Origin of the sequence: Streptomyces longispororuber, from assembly GCF_024448165.1 — a bacterium.
Classification (GTDB): Bacteria; Actinomycetota; Actinomycetes; order Streptomycetales; family Streptomycetaceae; genus Streptomyces; species Streptomyces longispororuber_A.
The window spans coordinates 18,215-34,044 of record NZ_JAMOLN010000045.1; the positions used below are offsets into that span (position 1 = coordinate 18,215).

General features: G+C 71.4%; 16 protein-coding genes and 1 riboswitch. Of the genes, 9 read left to right on the plus strand and 7 right to left on the minus strand.

Annotated elements, in window-relative coordinates:
* Positions 1 to 61: 61 nt before the first annotated feature.
* The 5 genes from M4J07_RS15500 to M4J07_RS15520 are packed head-to-tail and all read left to right on the plus strand — an operon-like array spanning position 62 to position 4,965.
* Positions 62 to 832, plus strand: coding sequence for a lysophospholipid acyltransferase family protein (locus M4J07_RS15500; RefSeq protein ID WP_255972238.1), 771 nt, complete (start codon positions 62 to 64; stop codon positions 830 to 832).
* A 37-nt stretch (positions 833 to 869) separates the two neighbouring features.
* Positions 870 to 2,102 carry a MacS family sensor histidine kinase gene (gene macS, locus M4J07_RS15505; RefSeq protein ID WP_255972172.1) on the plus strand — a complete coding sequence of 411 codons (1,233 nt, stop codon included), beginning with the start codon at positions 870 to 872 and terminating at the stop codon, positions 2,100 to 2,102.
* A gap of 29 nt (positions 2,103 to 2,131) precedes the next feature.
* Positions 2,132 to 2,833: a response regulator gene (locus M4J07_RS15510; RefSeq protein WP_255972174.1), complete on the plus strand. Its 702-nt coding sequence runs from the start codon at positions 2,132 to 2,134 to the stop codon at positions 2,831 to 2,833.
* Positions 2,834 to 2,885: 52 nt separating this feature from the next.
* A complete protein-coding gene (locus tag M4J07_RS15515) occupies positions 2,886 to 3,914 on the plus strand; it encodes a 6-phosphofructokinase (RefSeq protein ID WP_255972176.1) in 1,029 nt (342 codons plus the stop codon).
* Positions 3,915 to 3,960: 46 nt separating this feature from the next.
* Positions 3,961 to 4,965 carry a 2-hydroxyacid dehydrogenase gene (locus tag M4J07_RS15520; protein WP_255972178.1) on the plus strand — a complete coding sequence of 335 codons (1,005 nt, stop codon included), beginning with the start codon at positions 3,961 to 3,963 and terminating at the stop codon, positions 4,963 to 4,965.
* Here M4J07_RS15520 and M4J07_RS15525 read toward each other — a convergent pair.
* Complete coding sequence (locus tag M4J07_RS15525) at positions 4,908 to 6,797, minus strand: anthranilate synthase family protein (protein ID WP_255972180.1); 1,890 nt, start codon at positions 6,795 to 6,797, stop codon at positions 4,908 to 4,910. The two genes, M4J07_RS15520 and M4J07_RS15525, sit on opposite strands and share 58 nt — an antisense overlap.
* Before the next feature lie 285 nt (positions 6,798 to 7,082).
* Here M4J07_RS15525 and M4J07_RS15530 point away from each other — a divergent pair, with 285 nt between their 5' ends.
* Both M4J07_RS15530 and M4J07_RS15535 read left to right on the plus strand, forming a co-directional pair.
* Entirely contained in the window at positions 7,083 to 8,435 is a 1,353-nt protein-coding gene (locus tag M4J07_RS15530) for a class II 3-deoxy-7-phosphoheptulonate synthase (protein ID WP_255972182.1), read from the plus strand.
* A 157-nt stretch (positions 8,436 to 8,592) separates the two neighbouring features.
* Complete coding sequence (locus M4J07_RS15535; RefSeq protein ID WP_255972184.1) at positions 8,593 to 8,832, plus strand: (2Fe-2S)-binding protein; 240 nt, start codon at positions 8,593 to 8,595, stop codon at positions 8,830 to 8,832.
* Here the strand turns inward: M4J07_RS15535 and bfr are convergent, their stop codons facing one another.
* Positions 8,833 to 9,312, minus strand: a complete 480-nt coding sequence (bfr, locus tag M4J07_RS15540) for a bacterioferritin (RefSeq protein WP_255972186.1) — start codon at positions 9,310 to 9,312, stop codon at positions 8,833 to 8,835. It lies immediately after the preceding gene.
* Between the two features lie 175 nt (positions 9,313 to 9,487).
* On the opposite strand from bfr, the gene M4J07_RS15545 reads away from it, so the two are divergent.
* Positions 9,488 to 10,120: a sulfite oxidase-like oxidoreductase gene (locus M4J07_RS15545; RefSeq protein WP_255972188.1), complete on the plus strand. Its 633-nt coding sequence runs from the start codon at positions 9,488 to 9,490 to the stop codon at positions 10,118 to 10,120.
* Positions 10,121 to 10,147: 27 nt separating this feature from the next.
* On the opposite strand, the gene M4J07_RS15550 is transcribed toward M4J07_RS15545, so the two are convergent.
* The 5 genes from M4J07_RS15550 to thiO all read right to left on the minus strand — a co-directional run bounded on the left by M4J07_RS15550 (position 10,148) and on the right by thiO (position 15,258).
* Positions 10,148 to 11,011: a deoxyribonuclease IV gene (locus tag M4J07_RS15550; protein WP_255972190.1), complete on the minus strand. Its 864-nt coding sequence runs from the start codon at positions 11,009 to 11,011 to the stop codon at positions 10,148 to 10,150.
* A 51-nt stretch (positions 11,012 to 11,062) separates the two neighbouring features.
* Positions 11,063 to 13,000: a Stk1 family PASTA domain-containing Ser/Thr kinase gene (gene pknB / locus M4J07_RS15555; RefSeq protein WP_255972192.1), complete on the minus strand. Its 1,938-nt coding sequence runs from the start codon at positions 12,998 to 13,000 to the stop codon at positions 11,063 to 11,065.
* A gap of 89 nt (positions 13,001 to 13,089) precedes the next feature.
* Entirely contained in the window at positions 13,090 to 13,884 is a 795-nt protein-coding gene (locus M4J07_RS15560; protein ID WP_255972193.1) for a thiazole synthase, read from the minus strand.
* Positions 13,885 to 13,891: 7 nt separating this feature from the next.
* Positions 13,892 to 14,092 carry a sulfur carrier protein ThiS gene (gene thiS / locus M4J07_RS15565; protein WP_255972195.1) on the minus strand — a complete coding sequence of 67 codons (201 nt, stop codon included), beginning with the start codon at positions 14,090 to 14,092 and terminating at the stop codon, positions 13,892 to 13,894.
* Positions 14,089 to 15,258 (minus strand): glycine oxidase ThiO, encoded by a 1,170-nt coding sequence (thiO, locus tag M4J07_RS15570; protein ID WP_255972196.1) that lies wholly within the window; start codon positions 15,256 to 15,258, stop codon positions 14,089 to 14,091. The genes thiS and thiO overlap by 4 nt, the downstream gene beginning before the upstream one ends.
* Positions 15,256 to 15,369, minus strand: a riboswitch (TPP riboswitch). (Overlaps the previous gene by 3 nt.)
* A 52-nt stretch (positions 15,370 to 15,421) precedes the next feature.
* Between thiO and M4J07_RS15575 the strand changes: the two genes are divergently transcribed.
* Entirely contained in the window at positions 15,422 to 15,769 is a 348-nt protein-coding gene (locus tag M4J07_RS15575) for a hypothetical protein (protein ID WP_255972198.1), read from the plus strand.
* The last annotated feature ends 61 nt before the right edge of the window (positions 15,770 to 15,830 follow it).

The window sequence follows — 15,830 nt, forward strand, 5'->3', positions numbered from 1 at the left end:
GGTCTGATCCTCGGACTGATACGGGTACGAGGGTCCGGGCACGAGGGAAGGCAGTGGGTTGATCTACGGCGCAATGAAGGTGGCCATCGGAGGGCCGCTGAAGCTCGGCTTCCGTCCGTGGGTGGAGGGGCTCGAGAACATCCCCGCCGAGGGACCCGCGATCCTGGCCAGCAACCACCTGTCCTTCTCGGACTCGTTCTTCCTGCCGGCCGTCCTCGACCGCAAGGTCACCTTCATCGCGAAGGCCGAGTACTTCACCACGCCGGGCGTGAAGGGCAAGCTCACGGCCGCCTTCTTCAAGGGCGTCGGCCAGCTGCCGGTGGACCGCTCGGGTTCGCGCGGCGCCGGCGAGGCCGCCATCAAGAGCGGCATCGAGGTCCTGGAGCGCGGCGAGCTGTTCGGCATCTACCCCGAGGGCACGCGCTCGCCCGACGGCCGCCTCTACCGCGGCAAGCCCGGCGGCCTGGCCCGCGTGGCGCTCGCCACCGGTGCCCCCGTCATCCCCGTCGCCATGATCGACACGGAGAAGATCCAGCCCCCGGGCAAGGTCCTCCCCAAGCTGATGCGCCCCGGCATCCGCATCGGCGAGCCGCTCGACTTCACCCGCTACCAGGGGATGGAGCACGACCGGTTCGTGCTGCGCGCGGTGACCGACGAGGTCATGTACGAGATCATGAAGCTCTCCGGCCAGGAGTACGTCGACATGTACGCGACCGCCGCGAAGCGGCAGATCGCGGACGCCGCGAAGGCGGAGAAGGCCGAGAAGGACGCGCAGAAAGAAGCGCTGAAGGAGACACAGAAGGCGCTGGAGAAGGAACGGGGCGGCTCCTAGTCGCGTCGTTCCTCACGTGCCGGGGTCGGGGGGAGACATGGGGAACACAGCCAGGCGCGAGCGGGTCGTCCGGATGTCGGTCGAGCAGCCGCTGTGGCGCGCCCTCATGGGCTATCGCGTGCTCACCATGGTGTACGGGATCGGGCTCTTCGCCTCCGCGTACGAGGTGTACGAGCGCCCCTGGGTCGGGATCGCCTACTTCGTGGTCCTGGCCGTGTGGACCCTGGCGACGCTGCCGCAGGTGTCGGGCGGCCGCCGGTGCACCAAGCGGTTCCTCACCGCCGACCTGACCATCGCCGTCGTGGGCATCCTGCTCTCACCGGTCGCGGGCCACGACCGGGCCGTGACCGGCGGTTCCACGCTGCCGTCGATCTGGACGGCGGGCGCCGTCCTCGCCTGGGCCCTCAAGGGCGGCTGGCGCTGGGCGGCCACCGCGTCCGTGGCCATCGGCGTCTCGAACGTCGTGCAGCGCGGCGACATCAGCCGCAGCATCATCCACAACGTCCTGCTGGTGTGCATCGCGGGCATAGCGATCGGCTACGTCGTCGAGGTGGCCCGCGCCTCCGAGCGGACCCTCGCCCGCGCCCTGGAGATCGAGGCCGCCACGCGCGAGCGGGAGCGGCTCGCCCGCGACATCCACGACAGCGTCCTCCAGGTCCTCGCCATGGTGCAGCGGCGCGGCACCGCCCTGGGCGGTGAGGCCGCCGAGCTCGGCCGGATGGCGGGCGAGCAGGAGGTCGCGCTGCGCACCCTGGTCGCCGGCGGACTGACCCACACGTCCCGGGCCTCCGAGGACACGGCCCTGGGCGCGGTCGTGCGCGCCTTCGACCGTCCCGACGACCCCGACGGCCACCCGGACGACGACGCCGCGCCCCGCGACCTGCGGTCCCTGCTCGCCGGGCACGCCGGTGCCCGGGTCACCTTCGCCGAGCCGGGCGCCCCGGTCCTGATGCCGCCCGCCGCGGCCCGGGAGCTGGCCGCCGCGGTCAGCGCCGCCCTGGACAACGTGCGGCGGCACGCGGGCGCGGACGCGCACGCGTGGATCCTGGTCGAGGACGAGCCGGACACGGTGATCGTGACCGTGCGGGACGACGGGCCCGGCATCCCCGACGGCCGGCTCGCCCAGGCGGAGGGCGAGGGGCGGCTCGGCGTCGCCCAGTCCATCCGCGGGCGGCTGCGCGACATCGGCGGCACCGCCGAACTGATCTCGGTCCCCGGCCAGGGCACCGAGGTGGAACTGAACGTACCGAAGAAGCAGAGAACGCCATGAACGTCACGGGGGAAGGCAGGTCCGGAGCGATGAGCGCACAGCAGACCGCGGATGCGGGGGACGGCGCGGCCGGGATCAGGGTCATGGTGGTCGACGACCATCCGATGTGGCGCGACGCCGTCGCCCGCGACCTGGCCGAGGCCGGTTTCGACGTCGTGGCCACGGCGGGCGACGGCGAGCAGGCGGTGCGCCGCGCCCAGGCCGTGGGCCCCGACGTCCTCGTCCTCGACCTGAACCTGCCGGCCAAGCCCGGGGTCCAGGTCTGCAAGGAGCTCGTCGGCGCCGATCCGGCGCTGCGCGTCCTCGTCCTCTCCGCGAGCGGCGAGCACGCCGACGTGCTGGAGGCGGTGAAGTCGGGCGCGACCGGCTATCTCCTCAAGTCGGCGTCGACGGACGAGCTGATCGACGCGGTGGGCCGCACGGCCGTCGGCGACCCGGTGTTCACGCCAGGACTCGCAGGTCTCGTCCTCGGCGAGTACCGCCGGCTCGCCTCCGAGCCCGCGGCCGCCGCCGGCGCCGACGAGCCGAAGGCCCCCGAGCTCACGGACCGGGAGACCGAGGTACTGCGCCTGGTCGCCAAGGGCCTCAGCTACAAGCAGATCGCCGAACGGCTGGTCATCTCGCACCGCACCGTCCAGAACCACGTGCAGAACACCCTCGGCAAGCTCCAGTTGCACAACCGCGTGGAGCTCGTGCGGTACGCGATCGAGCGGGGTCTGGACGACGAGTGACTCCGCGCGGGACAGTTTTCCGAACTGCTCACCGTGACAAGGGAGTTACGCGATGCGGGTCGGAGTACTGACCGGAGGCGGCGACTGCCCCGGGCTCAACGCCGTCATCCGGGGCATCGTCCGCAAGGGCGTGCAGGAGTACGGCTATGACTTCGTCGGCTTCCGGGACGGCTGGCGAGGCCCCCTGGAGAACGACACCGTCCGTCTCGACATCCCCGCCGTGCGCGGCATCCTGCCCCGTGGCGGCACCATCCTCGGCTCGTCCCGCACCAACCCGCTCCAGGCGGAGCACGGCATCCGCCGCGTCAAGGAGAACCTCGCCAAGCAGGAGGTCGAGGCCCTCATCGTGATCGGCGGCGAGGACACCCTCGGCGTCGCGGCACGCCTCACCGACGAGTACGGGATCCGGGCCGTCGGCGTACCGAAGACCATCGACAACGACCTCTCCGCCACCGACTACACCTTCGGCTTCGACACCGCCGTCGGCATCGCCACCGAGGCCATCGACCGCCTGCACACCACGGCCGAGTCGCACATGCGGGTCCTGGTGGTGGAGGTCATGGGCCGGCACGCGGGCTGGATCGCCCTGCACTCGGGCCTGGCCGGCGGTGCCAACGTCATCCTCATCCCCGAGCAGCGCTTCGACCTCGACCAGGTCTGCGCCTGGGTCACCTCCCGCTTCAAGGCGTCGTACGCACCGATCGTGGTGGTCGCCGAGGGGGCGATGCCCCGCGACGGCGACATGGTCCTCAAGGACGAGTCGCTCGACTCCTTCGGGCACGTCCGGCTCTCCGGCGTCGGCGAGTGGCTCGCGAAGCAGATCGAGAAGCGGACCGGGAAGGAGGCCCGCACCACGGTCCTCGGGCACGTCCAGCGCGGTGGCACGCCGTCGGCCTTCGACCGCTGGCTGGCCACCCGGTTCGGCCTGCACGCGATCGACGCGGTGCGGGACGGGGACTGGGGCAAGATGGTCGCGCTGCGCGGCACGGACATCGTGCGCGTGCCCATCGCCGAGGCGACGGCGCGCCTGAAGACGGTGGATCCCACCCTGTACCGGGAGGTGGGCGTCTTCTTCGGCTGACGTTCCGGGGCTGCCGGAGGGGCCTGGGCGGCCTAGACTCGCGCCCATGGAGATCCTCGCATTTGGCGTGCAATCCGACGAAAAGCCCCTCATCGAGAAGGCCTTCGAGGGCCACCACGACGTCCGCTGCCTGGACGTCTTCCTCAACGAGGACACCGCCCCCATCGCGGCGGGCTACGAGATCATCTCCACGAGCGTGAACGCGACCCTCAACAACCGCGTGCTCCAGACCCTCGCGGCCGGCGGCACGCAGATGATCGCCCAGCGCTCCACCGGCTTCAACAACATCGATCTGGAGGTCGCCGAGCGCCTCGGGTTCACCGTCGCCAGGGTCTCGTACTACTCGCCGTACTCGGTCGCCGAGTTCGCCTGGGCCCTGGCGATGGCCGTGAACCGCCGCATCGTCCGCGCCAGCAACCGCACCCGCGACTTCGACTTCCGCCTCGACGGACTCCTCGGCCGCGACATGCGGGGCCGCACCGTCGGCGTCCTCGGCACCGGCAAGATCGGCGAGGCGTTCACCCGGATCGCCCACGGCTTCGGCATGAACCTGCTCGGCTGGGACGTCGCCGAGAACCCGAACTGCGTCGAGCTCGGCATGAAGTACGTCGAGAAGGAGCAGCTGTTCGCCGAGGCCGACCTGATCAGCCTGCACGTACCGCTGCTGCCCGCCACCGAGCACATCGTCGGCGCCGCCGCGCTGCGCACGATGAAGGACGACGCGATCCTGATCAACTCCAGCCGCGGAGGCCTCGTCGACACCAAGGCCCTCGTCGCCGAACTGCGCGAGGGCCGCTTCACGGGTGTCGGCCTCGACGTGTACGAGGCCGAGGCGGGCCTGTTCTTCCTCGACAAGTCCCTGGAGATCGTCGACGACGACACCCTGGCCCGCCTCGTCACGTTCCCGAACGTCCTGGTCACGTCGCACCAGGCGTACTACACCGTGGACGCGGTCGGCCAGATCATCGACACCACGATGCAGAACGTCGTGGACTACCGGGCGGGCCGCCGCTCCGAGAACGTCCTGGTGCCCGCGGCGCCCAACAGCTGACCGAGGAGCTCGCGCACCACGCCCGCCCCGCGCAGCGACAGCACCGACTCCGGGTGGAACTGCACGCCCGCGAAGCCGGGACCGCGCACCGCGTGCACCTCGCCGTTGCCCCGGTCGCGGCTGACCTCCACGTGGTGCGCGGCCAGCTCCACCGCCGCCTCGTCGTCGCAGTGCGCCACGAAACTGTTGTAGAAGCCGACGGTCTCGGTGCGCCCGAAGAGGTCGATCTCGGTCTGCGCGCCCTGGTAGGGCACGTCCTTGCGCACGATCTCCAGACCCAGCTCGGCCGCGATCAGCTCGTGCCCGAGGCAGACCCCGAGCACGCCGTGCCCGTGCCCGCGGATCAGCTCCGCCGCCAGCGACCGCAGGAACCGCATCTTCGGGTCGGCCGGATCGGACGGGTCGCCGGGCCCGGGGCCGAGCACCACCGGCCCCGCGTGCGCGAGCACCGTCTCCCGCAGCCCCGGCTCGTCGTACCGCCGCACCGAGACCTCCAGACCCGACGAGCGCAGCACGTGCGCCAGCATCGCGGTGAAGGTGTCCTCGCCGTCGACGACGAGCGCGTGCCCGGTCAGCTCGCCGGCCCGCTCCTGCATCCGCAGCCAGAACGGCGCGAGCGCCGCCCGCCGCCCGTCCAGCGCCGCCCGCACCCGCGGGTCGTCGGCCAGGGCGGGCCGCGCGTGGTCCTCGCGCGGACGGGACGGCCGCACGCCCAGCGCGGCCAGCACCCCGGCGGCCTTGGCGTGCGTCTCGGCGACCTCGCTCGCCGGGTCCGAGCCGCGGACGAGCGTGGCGCCGACCGGGACCCGCAGCTGCCCGGCCGCGTCGATGTCGGCGGTCCGGATCAGGATGGGCGAGTCGAGGGTCTGCGCGCCGCCCGCGTCCCGGCCGATCAGGGCCAGCGCCCCCGCGTAGTAGCCGCGCCCGCCGACCTCGTGCCGCTCGATGACCCGGCAGGCGTTCTGCACGGGGGAGCCGGTGACGGTCGCCGCGAACATCGTCTCCTTGAGGACGTCCCGCACGTCCAGGGTGGACTTCCCGCGCAGCTCGTACTCGGTGTGCGCGAGGTGGGCCATCTCCTTCAGCCGCGGCCCGACGACGACCCCGCCCATGTCGCCGACCGTGCACATCATCTTGAGCTCCTCGTCGACGACCATCGACAGCTCCTCGATCTCCTTGCCGTCGGCGAGGAAGGCGAGCAGATCGTCCGGCGTCGGCCCGGCGGCCGGGTAGCGGTACGTGCCGCTGATGGGGTTCATGACGACCGTCCCGCCGGACATCCGCACGTGCACCTCGGGGCTGGCGCCCACGAGCGTGCGGTCCCCGGTGTGCACGACGAACGTCCAGTAGGCGCCCCGCTCCCCGTCGAGCAGCCGCCGGAAGAGGGCGAGGGCGTCGGCCCGGGAGAACCCGGGGATCTCGCCCCGGTACGTCCGGCGGATCACGAAGTTGGCGCCCTCGCCCCGCCCGATCTCCTCGTCCAGGACCCGGCCGACGATGCCGGCGTACGTGTCGTCGTCGACGTCGAACCCGCCGTCCCTGACCCGGACGTCGTGCCGCGGCAACTGCTCCAGGGCCTCGGCGAGCGGCAGCTCGTACGACTCCTCGGGCACCAGGACCGCGAGCGGGGTGCCGTCGTCGCGGACGTCGAAGCCGCGCTCCCTGATCTGCCGGAAGGGGACCAGGGCGAGGCCCTCCGGGACGTCGGCGAGCTTCTCGTGCACGCCGACCCGGCCGATCAGGACCTCGACGGTGTCGTGGTCACGGCCGGGGGTGCGGCGGCGGAGCAGGGCGAAGGGGCGTTCGTCGGCGAGCAGGTCGGTCAGCGACACGGCTGGTTCCTTCCGGTGACTTTCGGAGAGTCGGTTCAGGAGGAACAGCCGCTGTCGGTGTCGGAAAACACTGAAGGCCGCCCCTCGGGCGGCCTTCGCGGATTCGGATACGCGCAGTCAGTGGGCCGCCGGATGTGCGGTCCACCACCAGGTGCGGTTGAGAAGCTGCGCGAACATGAGCGTCACCGTACCCGATCCCGGCGGGTCCGGCTCAGACGTGTCTGGTCCGTCTCAAAAGATGAGCGGTGGAATGGACGCGAGACATGAACCCGTAATGTTGGCGAGGTGACCGTGAACGCTAAGACCAGCGCAAGCGCTGGCAACACCTGGCGAGACCTGCCCGCGGCGCAGCAGCCCGAGTACCCCGATGCCGAGGCTCTGCGCGATGTGATCGCGGAGCTCGAGTCGTATCCGCCGCTCGTCTTCGCGGGCGAGTGCGATCAGCTGCGCGCCCGACTGGCTGCCGTCGCCAAGGGAGAGGCGTTCCTCCTCCAGGGCGGCGACTGCGCCGAGGCCTTCGACGCCGTCTCCGCAGATCACATCCGGAACAAGCTGAAGACCCTGCTCCAGATGGGCGCCGTGCTGACGTACGCCGCCTCGGTGCCGGTCGTGAAGGTCGGCCGCATCGCCGGCCAGTACTCCAAGCCGCGCTCCAAGCCGACCGAGACCCGCGACGGCGTCACCCTGCCGACCTACCGCGGCGACTCCGTCAACGGCTTCGAGTTCACCGAGGCCGCCCGCATCCCGGACCCCGAGCGCCTGAAGCGGATGTACCACGCGTCCGCCTCGACGCTGAACCTGGTGCGTGCCTTCACCACGGGGGGCTACGCGGACCTGCGCCAGGTGCACGCCTGGAACCAGGACTTCGTGAAGTCGTCCCCGTCCGGCCAGCGCTACGAGCAGCTCGCCCGTGAGATCGACAACGCGCTGAACTTCATGCGCGCCTGCGGTACCGACCCGGCCGAGTTCCAGACGGTCGAGTTCTACGCGTCCCACGAGGCGCTGCTGCTCGACTACGAGTCGGCGCTGACCCGCGTGGACTCGCGGACGGGCAACCTGTACGACGTCTCGGGCCACATGGTCTGGATCGGCGAGCGCACCCGTCAGCTGGACGGCGCGCACATCGAGTTCGCCTCGAAGATCCGCAACCCGATCGGCATCAAGCTCGGCCCGACCACGACGGCCGAGGAGGCGCTGCAGTACATCGAGCGCCTCGACCCGGACCGCGAGCCGGGCCGGCTGACCTTCATCGTCCGCATGGGTGCCGACAAGGTCCGCGACAAGCTGCCCGAGCTGGTCGAGAAGGTCACCGCCTCCGGCGCGACCGTCGCCTGGATCACCGACCCGATGCACGGCAACACGTACGAGGCGGCCTCCGGTCACAAGACCCGGCGCTTCGACGACGTGCTCGACGAGGTCAAGGGCTTCTTCGAGGTCCACAAGGCGCTCGGCACGCACCCGGGCGGCATCCACGTCGAGCTCACCGGTGACGACGTCACCGAGTGCGTGGGCGGCGGCGACGAGATCTTCGTCGACGACCTGCACCAGCGCTACGAGACGGCCTGCGACCCGCGCCTGAACCGCAGCCAGTCGCTCGACCTGGCGTTCCTGGTGGCGGAGATGTACCGCGACCAGTGACGTTCACTGACCGTACGTAACGCCGTGGGGCGCGGATCACAGGGATCCGCGCCCCACGGCACTTTTGTGCTTCCGGCCCGGCGGGTAAGGTTAGGTTAGCCTCACCGATCAATCGGGACGGCACTACCTATGAGTCCCGACCGGGAGGTGGAACCGCGTGTACGTCTGCAACTGCTTCGGGGTCACCGAGGCGCAGGTCAAGAAGCACGCGGAGGACGGTGCCTGCACCCCCCGCCAGATAGCCTCGGCCTGCAAGGCCGGCACCGACTGCGGGTCGTGCGTGCGCCGGATCCAGGCCCTCCTCGGCCGCGGCGCGTGCCCCCGTCGAGAGCTGGTCGAGCAGGGTGACTCGGCCGTCGCCCTCGCGCCGCGGGCGGAGCTCCCGGAAGCCGCCTGATCAGCTCTCCGGCTGCTCGATGAGCTGGGCGATGTAGAGCGCCTCACCGAGCTTGTCCACCAGCTCCAGCTGCGTGTCCAGGTAGTCGATGTGGTGCTCCTCGTCCTCGAGGATCGACTCGAAGATGTTTGCGGACGTGATGTCGCCCTTGGCGCGCATCACCTCGATGCCCCGCTTCAGCCGGTCGATCGCCTCGACCTCGATCTGCCGGTCGGCCTGGAACATCTCGGTGACCGTCTGGCCGACCCGGACGTGGAAGAGCCGCTGGTAGTTGGGCAGGCCGTCCAGGAACAGGATCCGGTCGGTCAGCACCTCCGCGTGCTTCATCTCGTCGAACGACTCGTGCCGCGTGTACTTCGCGAGCTTCGTCCAGCCGAAGTTCTCCTGCATCTTGGCGTGCAGGAAGTACTGGTTGATCGCCGTCAGTTCGGCGGTCAGCTGCTCGTTGAGAAATTCGATGACCTCGGGGTCGCCCTGCATCGCAGAGGCTCCTTCCAAGAGGGTGACTGGGCAGGTTCCGCGCATCCTTGCATCGGCACAGAAAAGCGTCCAGTAAGTGCATGCTTAGTAGGAGTTGCCCGAATCGATGATCGACCGCGGGCCGTCGGAGGCCGCGTGGTCACGTCCACTGCCCGAGGTCTGTCAGGATGGAGGCATGGGTCATCCGGTGGGTCGCGAGTCTGGGGGAGCAGTGCAGCCGGAGCTTCCGCCGGGGCAGCGCCTGCAGCGCGGCTGGCCGGTCACGCACTACGGCCCGGTGCCCAAGTTCCGGCCCGAGCGCTGGGAGTTCAGGGTCTTCGGCGCCACCGCCGACGGTGAGAAGCACTGCTGGAACCACGAGGAGTTCTCGGCGCTGCCGTACGCGACCGTCGTGGGCGATCTGCACTGCGTGACGAAGTTCAGCATGCTCGGCGCCGAATGGGGCGGCGTGCGGGCCGCCACGATCCTGGAGCTGGCCCCGCCCGACCCCGCGGTCACGCATGTGATGGTCTGGGCCGAGTACGGGTTCAGCTCGAACCTGCGGCTCGCGGACTTCGCCTCCGAGCGCACCGTCTTCGCGACCCACAAGGGCGGCGAACTGCTCACCGCCGAGCACGGCTTCCCGCTGCGTCTCGTGGTCCCGCACCTGTACGCCTGGAAGGGGCCGAAGTGGGTGCGCGGCGTCGAGTACATGACCGCGGACCGGCGCGGGTTCTGGGAGGAGCGCGGGTACCACAACGTGGGCGACCCGTGGCGTGAGCAGCGGTACTCGTACCAGGAAGGGCCCGGGGAAGGCCCCGAGCTCTAGGGCCTGTCCCTACCGGCGGGGCGATCGTCAGCCGCGCAGCTCCTTGAGGCGGGCGACGTCCGCCGCGTGCCCCTCCTTGCCGCCGGGCGTCTCGATGATCAGCGGGACGTTCTCGGTCGCCGGGTGCGCCATGAGCGCGCGGAACGGGTCCGCCCCGATGTGGCCGGAGCCGATGTTCTCGTGACGGTCCTTGTGGGCGCCCACGACGTCCTTGGAGTCGTTGGCGTGGATCAGCTTGAGCCGGCCCTCGCCGACCGTCTCCACGAGCAGGTCCAGCGTCTGCGTCATGCCGGCCGGGCCCGTCAGGTCGTGGCCCGCCGCGAAGATGTGACAGGTGTCGAGGCAGACGCCCAGCTTGGGGTGGTGGTCGAGGGCGTCGAAGTACGGGCCGAAGTCCCACGTGCGCGAGCACAGCGACGCGCCCTGGCCCGCCGTCGACTCCAGCAGCAGGAACGGGTCGTCGTCGTGGGTCAGCTCGTCGAGCAGCGGCAGCATCCGCTCCCGGACCTGGGCGAGCGCGACACCACGCTCACGGCCGCCCGTCGCGGACCCGGTGTGCACGACGACGCCGAGGGCGCCGATCGCGCGGGCCCTGCGCAGCGAGTGCCGCAGGGACTCCACGGACTTCTCGACGGTGGCCTCGGTGTGCGAGCCGAAGTTGATCAGGTACGGGGCGTGCACGTACGCCGGTACGCCCTCGGCGGCGCACCGGGCACGGAACTCCTCGTCCTGCTTCGGGTTGCCGGGAGGAGTGGCCCAGCCGCGCGGGTTGGCCACGAAGACCTGGACGGTCTCGGCCTTCAGCTCGTGGGCGTAGGAGAGCCCCACGGAGGCGAGGCCGCCGGCCACGGGGACGTGACCGCCGATCGGGTTGCGGATGCTGCTGTTCACCCGGTCAAGGGTGTCATGGGGCCGGAGCGTCACCCGCCCGGCCCCGTGGTCCTACCGGATGGTGATCGTGATCGACGACCCCTTGGGCGCCTCGTCCCCGCCCTCCACGGACTGGTCCTTCACCGTGTCACCGAAGAGACCGAGCAGACCGCGGTCCTCGTCGACCTTGAAGCCGGCGGCCTCCAGCTCGGCGTGCGCCTCGTCGACCTTCTTGCCCGTGACGTCCGGGACCTCGACCATCACGGGGCCCTTGGAGATCGTCAGCGTCACCGTGTCGCCCTCGGCGAGCAGCTTGCCCGCACTGGGGGACTGCTCGGCCACATCGCCCTTGTCCTCCTCGGAGTTGACCCGGTCCGTGGCGATCTCCACCTTCAGACCGGCCTCCTCCAGCTCGGCGACGGCGTCGTCCTCGGAGTCGCCCGTGACGTCGGGGACGTCGACCGGCGTGCCCTTGGAGACGACCAGGGCGACCGCGGAACCGGACTTGCGGGTCGCGCCCGCCGCCGGGTCCGTGCTGATCACGGAGCCCTTCGGGATCTCCTCGCTGAACGACCTGGTGATCATGCCGGGTGCCAGGCCCCGGCCCTCCAGGTCGCTCTTCGCCGTGGCGAGCGGGGTGCCCTTCAGGTCGGGGACCTTCACCGTCTCCGGGCCCTTGGACACCGTCAGGTTCACCGTGCCGTCGTCCCGGATGCGGGCACCCGACTCGGGATCGGTGGCCATCACCGTGCCGCGCTTGTACGCGTCGCTGTACGCGCGCGTGATCCGGCCGGTCTGCAGCCCGGCCTCGTCGAGCCGCTGCTTCGCCTGCGCCTCGGTCTTGGTGAGCAGGGCGGGGACCTTCGTGAACTGCCCCGAGTTGATGTACCAGACGCCCGCCCCCACGCCGAGGGCCAGCAGCACCGCGGCGACGACCAGGAACACGCCGCGCCGCGGGCCGCGGCCGCCCGGGCGCCGCGCGGGCGCGGGCGGCGCCGGCGGTGGGGTCGCCAGGCGGCTCGTGCGGTTGAGCTCGTCCTCCGGGGCGGGCAGCGGCAGCTGCACCGCGTTCGTCCGGACCGCCCGCGGGATCACGCTCGTACGGTCGTCGGCGCCCGCGTGCTCGGTGTCGCGGGCCTGCGGCGGCACCGCGTCCAACTGGGCGTCGCTGAGCGCCGACCTGGCGTTCCTGACGTCGCCGAGCAGTGCCACCGCGTCGTGCGGGCGGACCGCGGGGGTGCGGGCAGTGGCCGACGCGACCAGCTCGTCCAGCTCGAACGGGAGGCCGGGGACCAGCGCGGAGGGCGGCGGCACGTCCTCGTTCAGGTGCTTGTACAGGATCTGGGCGGGGGTCTCCCCGGAGTGCGGCTTGGCGCCGGTCAGCATCTCGTAGAGCACGACCCCGCACGCGTACACGTCCACGCTCGCGGTCGCCGTGCCGTCCTCGATCTGCTCGGGAGCCAGGTACGACACCGTGCCGAGGACCGAACCCGTCGTGTTCGTGACCGAGTCCACCGCGCGGACGAGACCGAAGTCCGCCACCTTCACCCGGCCGTCGTCCCCTATCAGGACGTTCTCCGGCTTCATGTCGCGGTGCACGAAGCCCGCGCGGTGCGCCGCCCCGAGCGCGGCGAGGACCGGCTCCAGGATGTCCAGCGCCGCGCGCGGCCTGAGCGCTCCCCGGTCCCGCAGCACGTCACGGAGCGTGCAGCCCGCGATGTACTCCATCGCCAGATACACGTACGCGCCGTCCGTGCCCTGGTCGTACACGCCGACCACATTGGGGTGCGAGAGGCGGGCGACGGACTTGGCCTCGCGGATGAAGCGGTCGACGAACGAGGCGTCGGCCGCGAGCGAGGGGTGCATCACCTTGAGCGCGAGCACCCGGTCGAGGCGGGTGTCCACGGCCCGGTAGACCGTGGCCATCCCGCCGACCGCGATGCGTGCGTCGATGCGGTACCGGCCGTCGAGCACATGCCCGAGCAACGGGTCCTGAAGGGTCGTGTCCACGCAGCGAGTCTACGAGGAGCCACCGACAGGCCGGTCCCGTGCGGCGGGACCGGATCCGTACTGCAGCAGAGCTGTGACCGGGCGTGCGATCAGAACGCGGGGCGTTCGGGATCCAGCCGCGCCTGCCCCTCCGAAGGGGACGACGCCGCCGCGAAATGGCGCTTGGGGATGCGTCCGGCACGGTACGCGAGGCGGCCGGCCTCGACCGCGTGCCGCATGCCCTCGGCCATCAGGACCGGCTCCTGCGCGCGGGTCACCGCGGAGGCGAGCATCACACCCGCGCACCCCAGTTCCATGGCGAGCGCCACATCGGAGGCCGTGCCCGCGCCCGCGTCCAGGATCACCGGCACGCGCGCGTGCTCGACGATCAGCTGGAAGTTGTGCGGGTTGCGGATGCCGAGCCCGGAGCCGATCGGGGAACCGAGCGGCATGACCGCCGCGCAGCCCACGTCCTCCAGCTTCCGGGCGAGGACCGGGTCGTCGTTCGTGTAGGGAAGCACCGTGAACCCGTCGTCCACCAGCGTCTCGGCCGCGTCGAGCAGCTCGACCGGGTCCGGCAGGAGGGTGCGCTCGTCCGCGATGACCTCCAGCTTGATCAGGTCCGTGCCGAGCGCCTCGCGCGCGAGGCGGGCCGTGAGGACCGCCTCTCCCGCGGTGAAGCAGCCCGCCGTGTTCGGCAGCACCCCGATGCCGAGCTTCTCCAGGACCGACAGCACCGACCCGTGGACGCCGGCGTTCACCCGGCGCATGGCCACCGTGGTGAGCTCGGTGCCCGACGCGGTCAGGGAGCGTTCCAGGACGTCGAGGCTCGGCGCCCCTCCCGTGCCCATGATCAGGCGCGAGGAGTAGGTGGTGCCGCCGAGGACGAAAGCGTCGTCAGCCATGGTCGAGTCAGCCTCCTTGTACGGCGGTGAGCACTTCGACGCGGTCTCCTTCGGAGAGCGCCGTGACGGGCCACTGGGCGCGCGGGACGACGGTCTCGTTGAGCGCGGCCGCGACACCGGAGTGCGCGGCGGTGAGGGTGGCCACGAGGGCGTCCAGGGTGGTGCCGGACGCCACCGCGCGCGACTCACCGTTGACGGATACGTTCATGCGGGCTGCTCCAAGGAGGCGCCGCTGAAGCGCCTGGGGGTGAACGGGCGGGCCTCTTCCGGGAGTTCACCGGTGGCCAGGACCTGCGCCATGGCGTCGCCGGTGACCGGCGTGAGCAGCACGCCGTTGCGGTAGTGGCCGGTGGCCAGGAGGAGTCCGGGCAGCGCCGTCGGACCGAGCAGCGGCGCGTTGTCCGGAGAGCCGGGGCGCAGGCCCGCGCGGGTCTCGGTCAGCGGCAGCTCGGTGATGCCGGGGACGAGTTCGTGGGCGTCGCGCAGCAGTTCGTAGACGCCGCCCGCCGTGACCTCGGTGTCCCAGCCGAGCTCCTCGGTGGTGGCACCGACGACCAGTTCGCCGTTGACGCGCGGCACCAGGTAGACGTGGCTGCCGCGGACCACGGCGCGGACCGTGCGGCTCAGGAACGGCGCGTACCGCTTCGGCACCGTCAGCCGCAGGACCTGGCCCTTGACCGGCCGGACCGGCGGCAGCACCTCGTCGGGCACCCCCGCCAGCTGACCGCTGCGGCTGCCTCCCGCGAGCACGACCTGGTCCGCCGCGAGCTCGCCGCCGTCCGCGAGGACGATCCCGCGGGCCCGGCCCCGTACGACGGAGAGCCGTTCGGCCCACGTCCGGTGGAAGACCACACCGGACCGCTCGCAGGCCGTCACGAGGGCGCCCGCGAGCCTTCTCGGGTCGATCTGGTGGTCACCGTCGACCCGCAGGCCCCCGCGCACGCCCGGCGCGAGCATCGGCTCCAGGCGGCGGCACTCCCGGCCCGACAGCCACTCGGACTCCAGGCCCGACTTCCGCTGCAGGGCGTGCAGTTCCCGCAGGTGTGCCCGGTCGTCCGCGTCGAGGGCGACGGCCAGCGTGCCGCACGCGCGGTAGCCGAGGTCCCGGCCCGACGCCTCGGACAGCTCCGCGGCGAACTCCGGATAGCGCCGCGCCGACTCGACGTTGAGGCCCAGCAACGTCTGCTCGCCGTAGTGGAGTTCGGTGACGGCGGCCAGCATCCCGGCCGCCACCTGGGCGGCCCCGCCACCCGGTTCGGGGTCCACGACCGCGACGGACAGACCGCGCTGCGCGGCCCTCCACGCGGTGACCAGACCGATGATGCCGCCCCCGACGACGACTGCGTCGGTGGTGGTGCTCGGCGTACGCGACATGGGCGTCCAGCCCCTCCCTTCGCCGGCATGACCCGGATCAGGTTCGTACGGTCGGAGGCCGCTCCAGCCTCCCTCTCAGCCCGCTGCGTACGGGCTCCCGCGAGTGCTTTACGTTGGCCACCCTAACTCTTCGCCGTCAGCCCCAGTAAGGGAGCCTCCGCCCGTGGCCCGATCCCTCGACGGTCTCGTCCTCGCCCCCGTAGCCGACCAGGCGCCGGGGCAGGTGGGAACCAGGACGCGCTTCCGCTACCACGAGCGGGACGGCCGGATCTGGGCCGACTACGAAGGCGGCGACGTCGTGCGGGGACACCTCGTGGGGACGCGCGCCGGCGACCGGCTCGACTTCCGCTACGTCCAGTTGAGGACCGACGGCAGCACGTCGTCGGGGCACTGCGTCTCCGTCGTGTCCGAACGGCCCGACGGGCGCGTGCGGCTCGACGAGACCTGGGCCTGGGAGTCGCAGGAGGGCAGCGGGACCAGCGTCGTCGAGGAGATCACCGCACCTGCTTGATCACTAAACCGGTGACACGTGTGCAGGACGTCACGGGCCGGGAGTGGCCCACGCCGCTGAC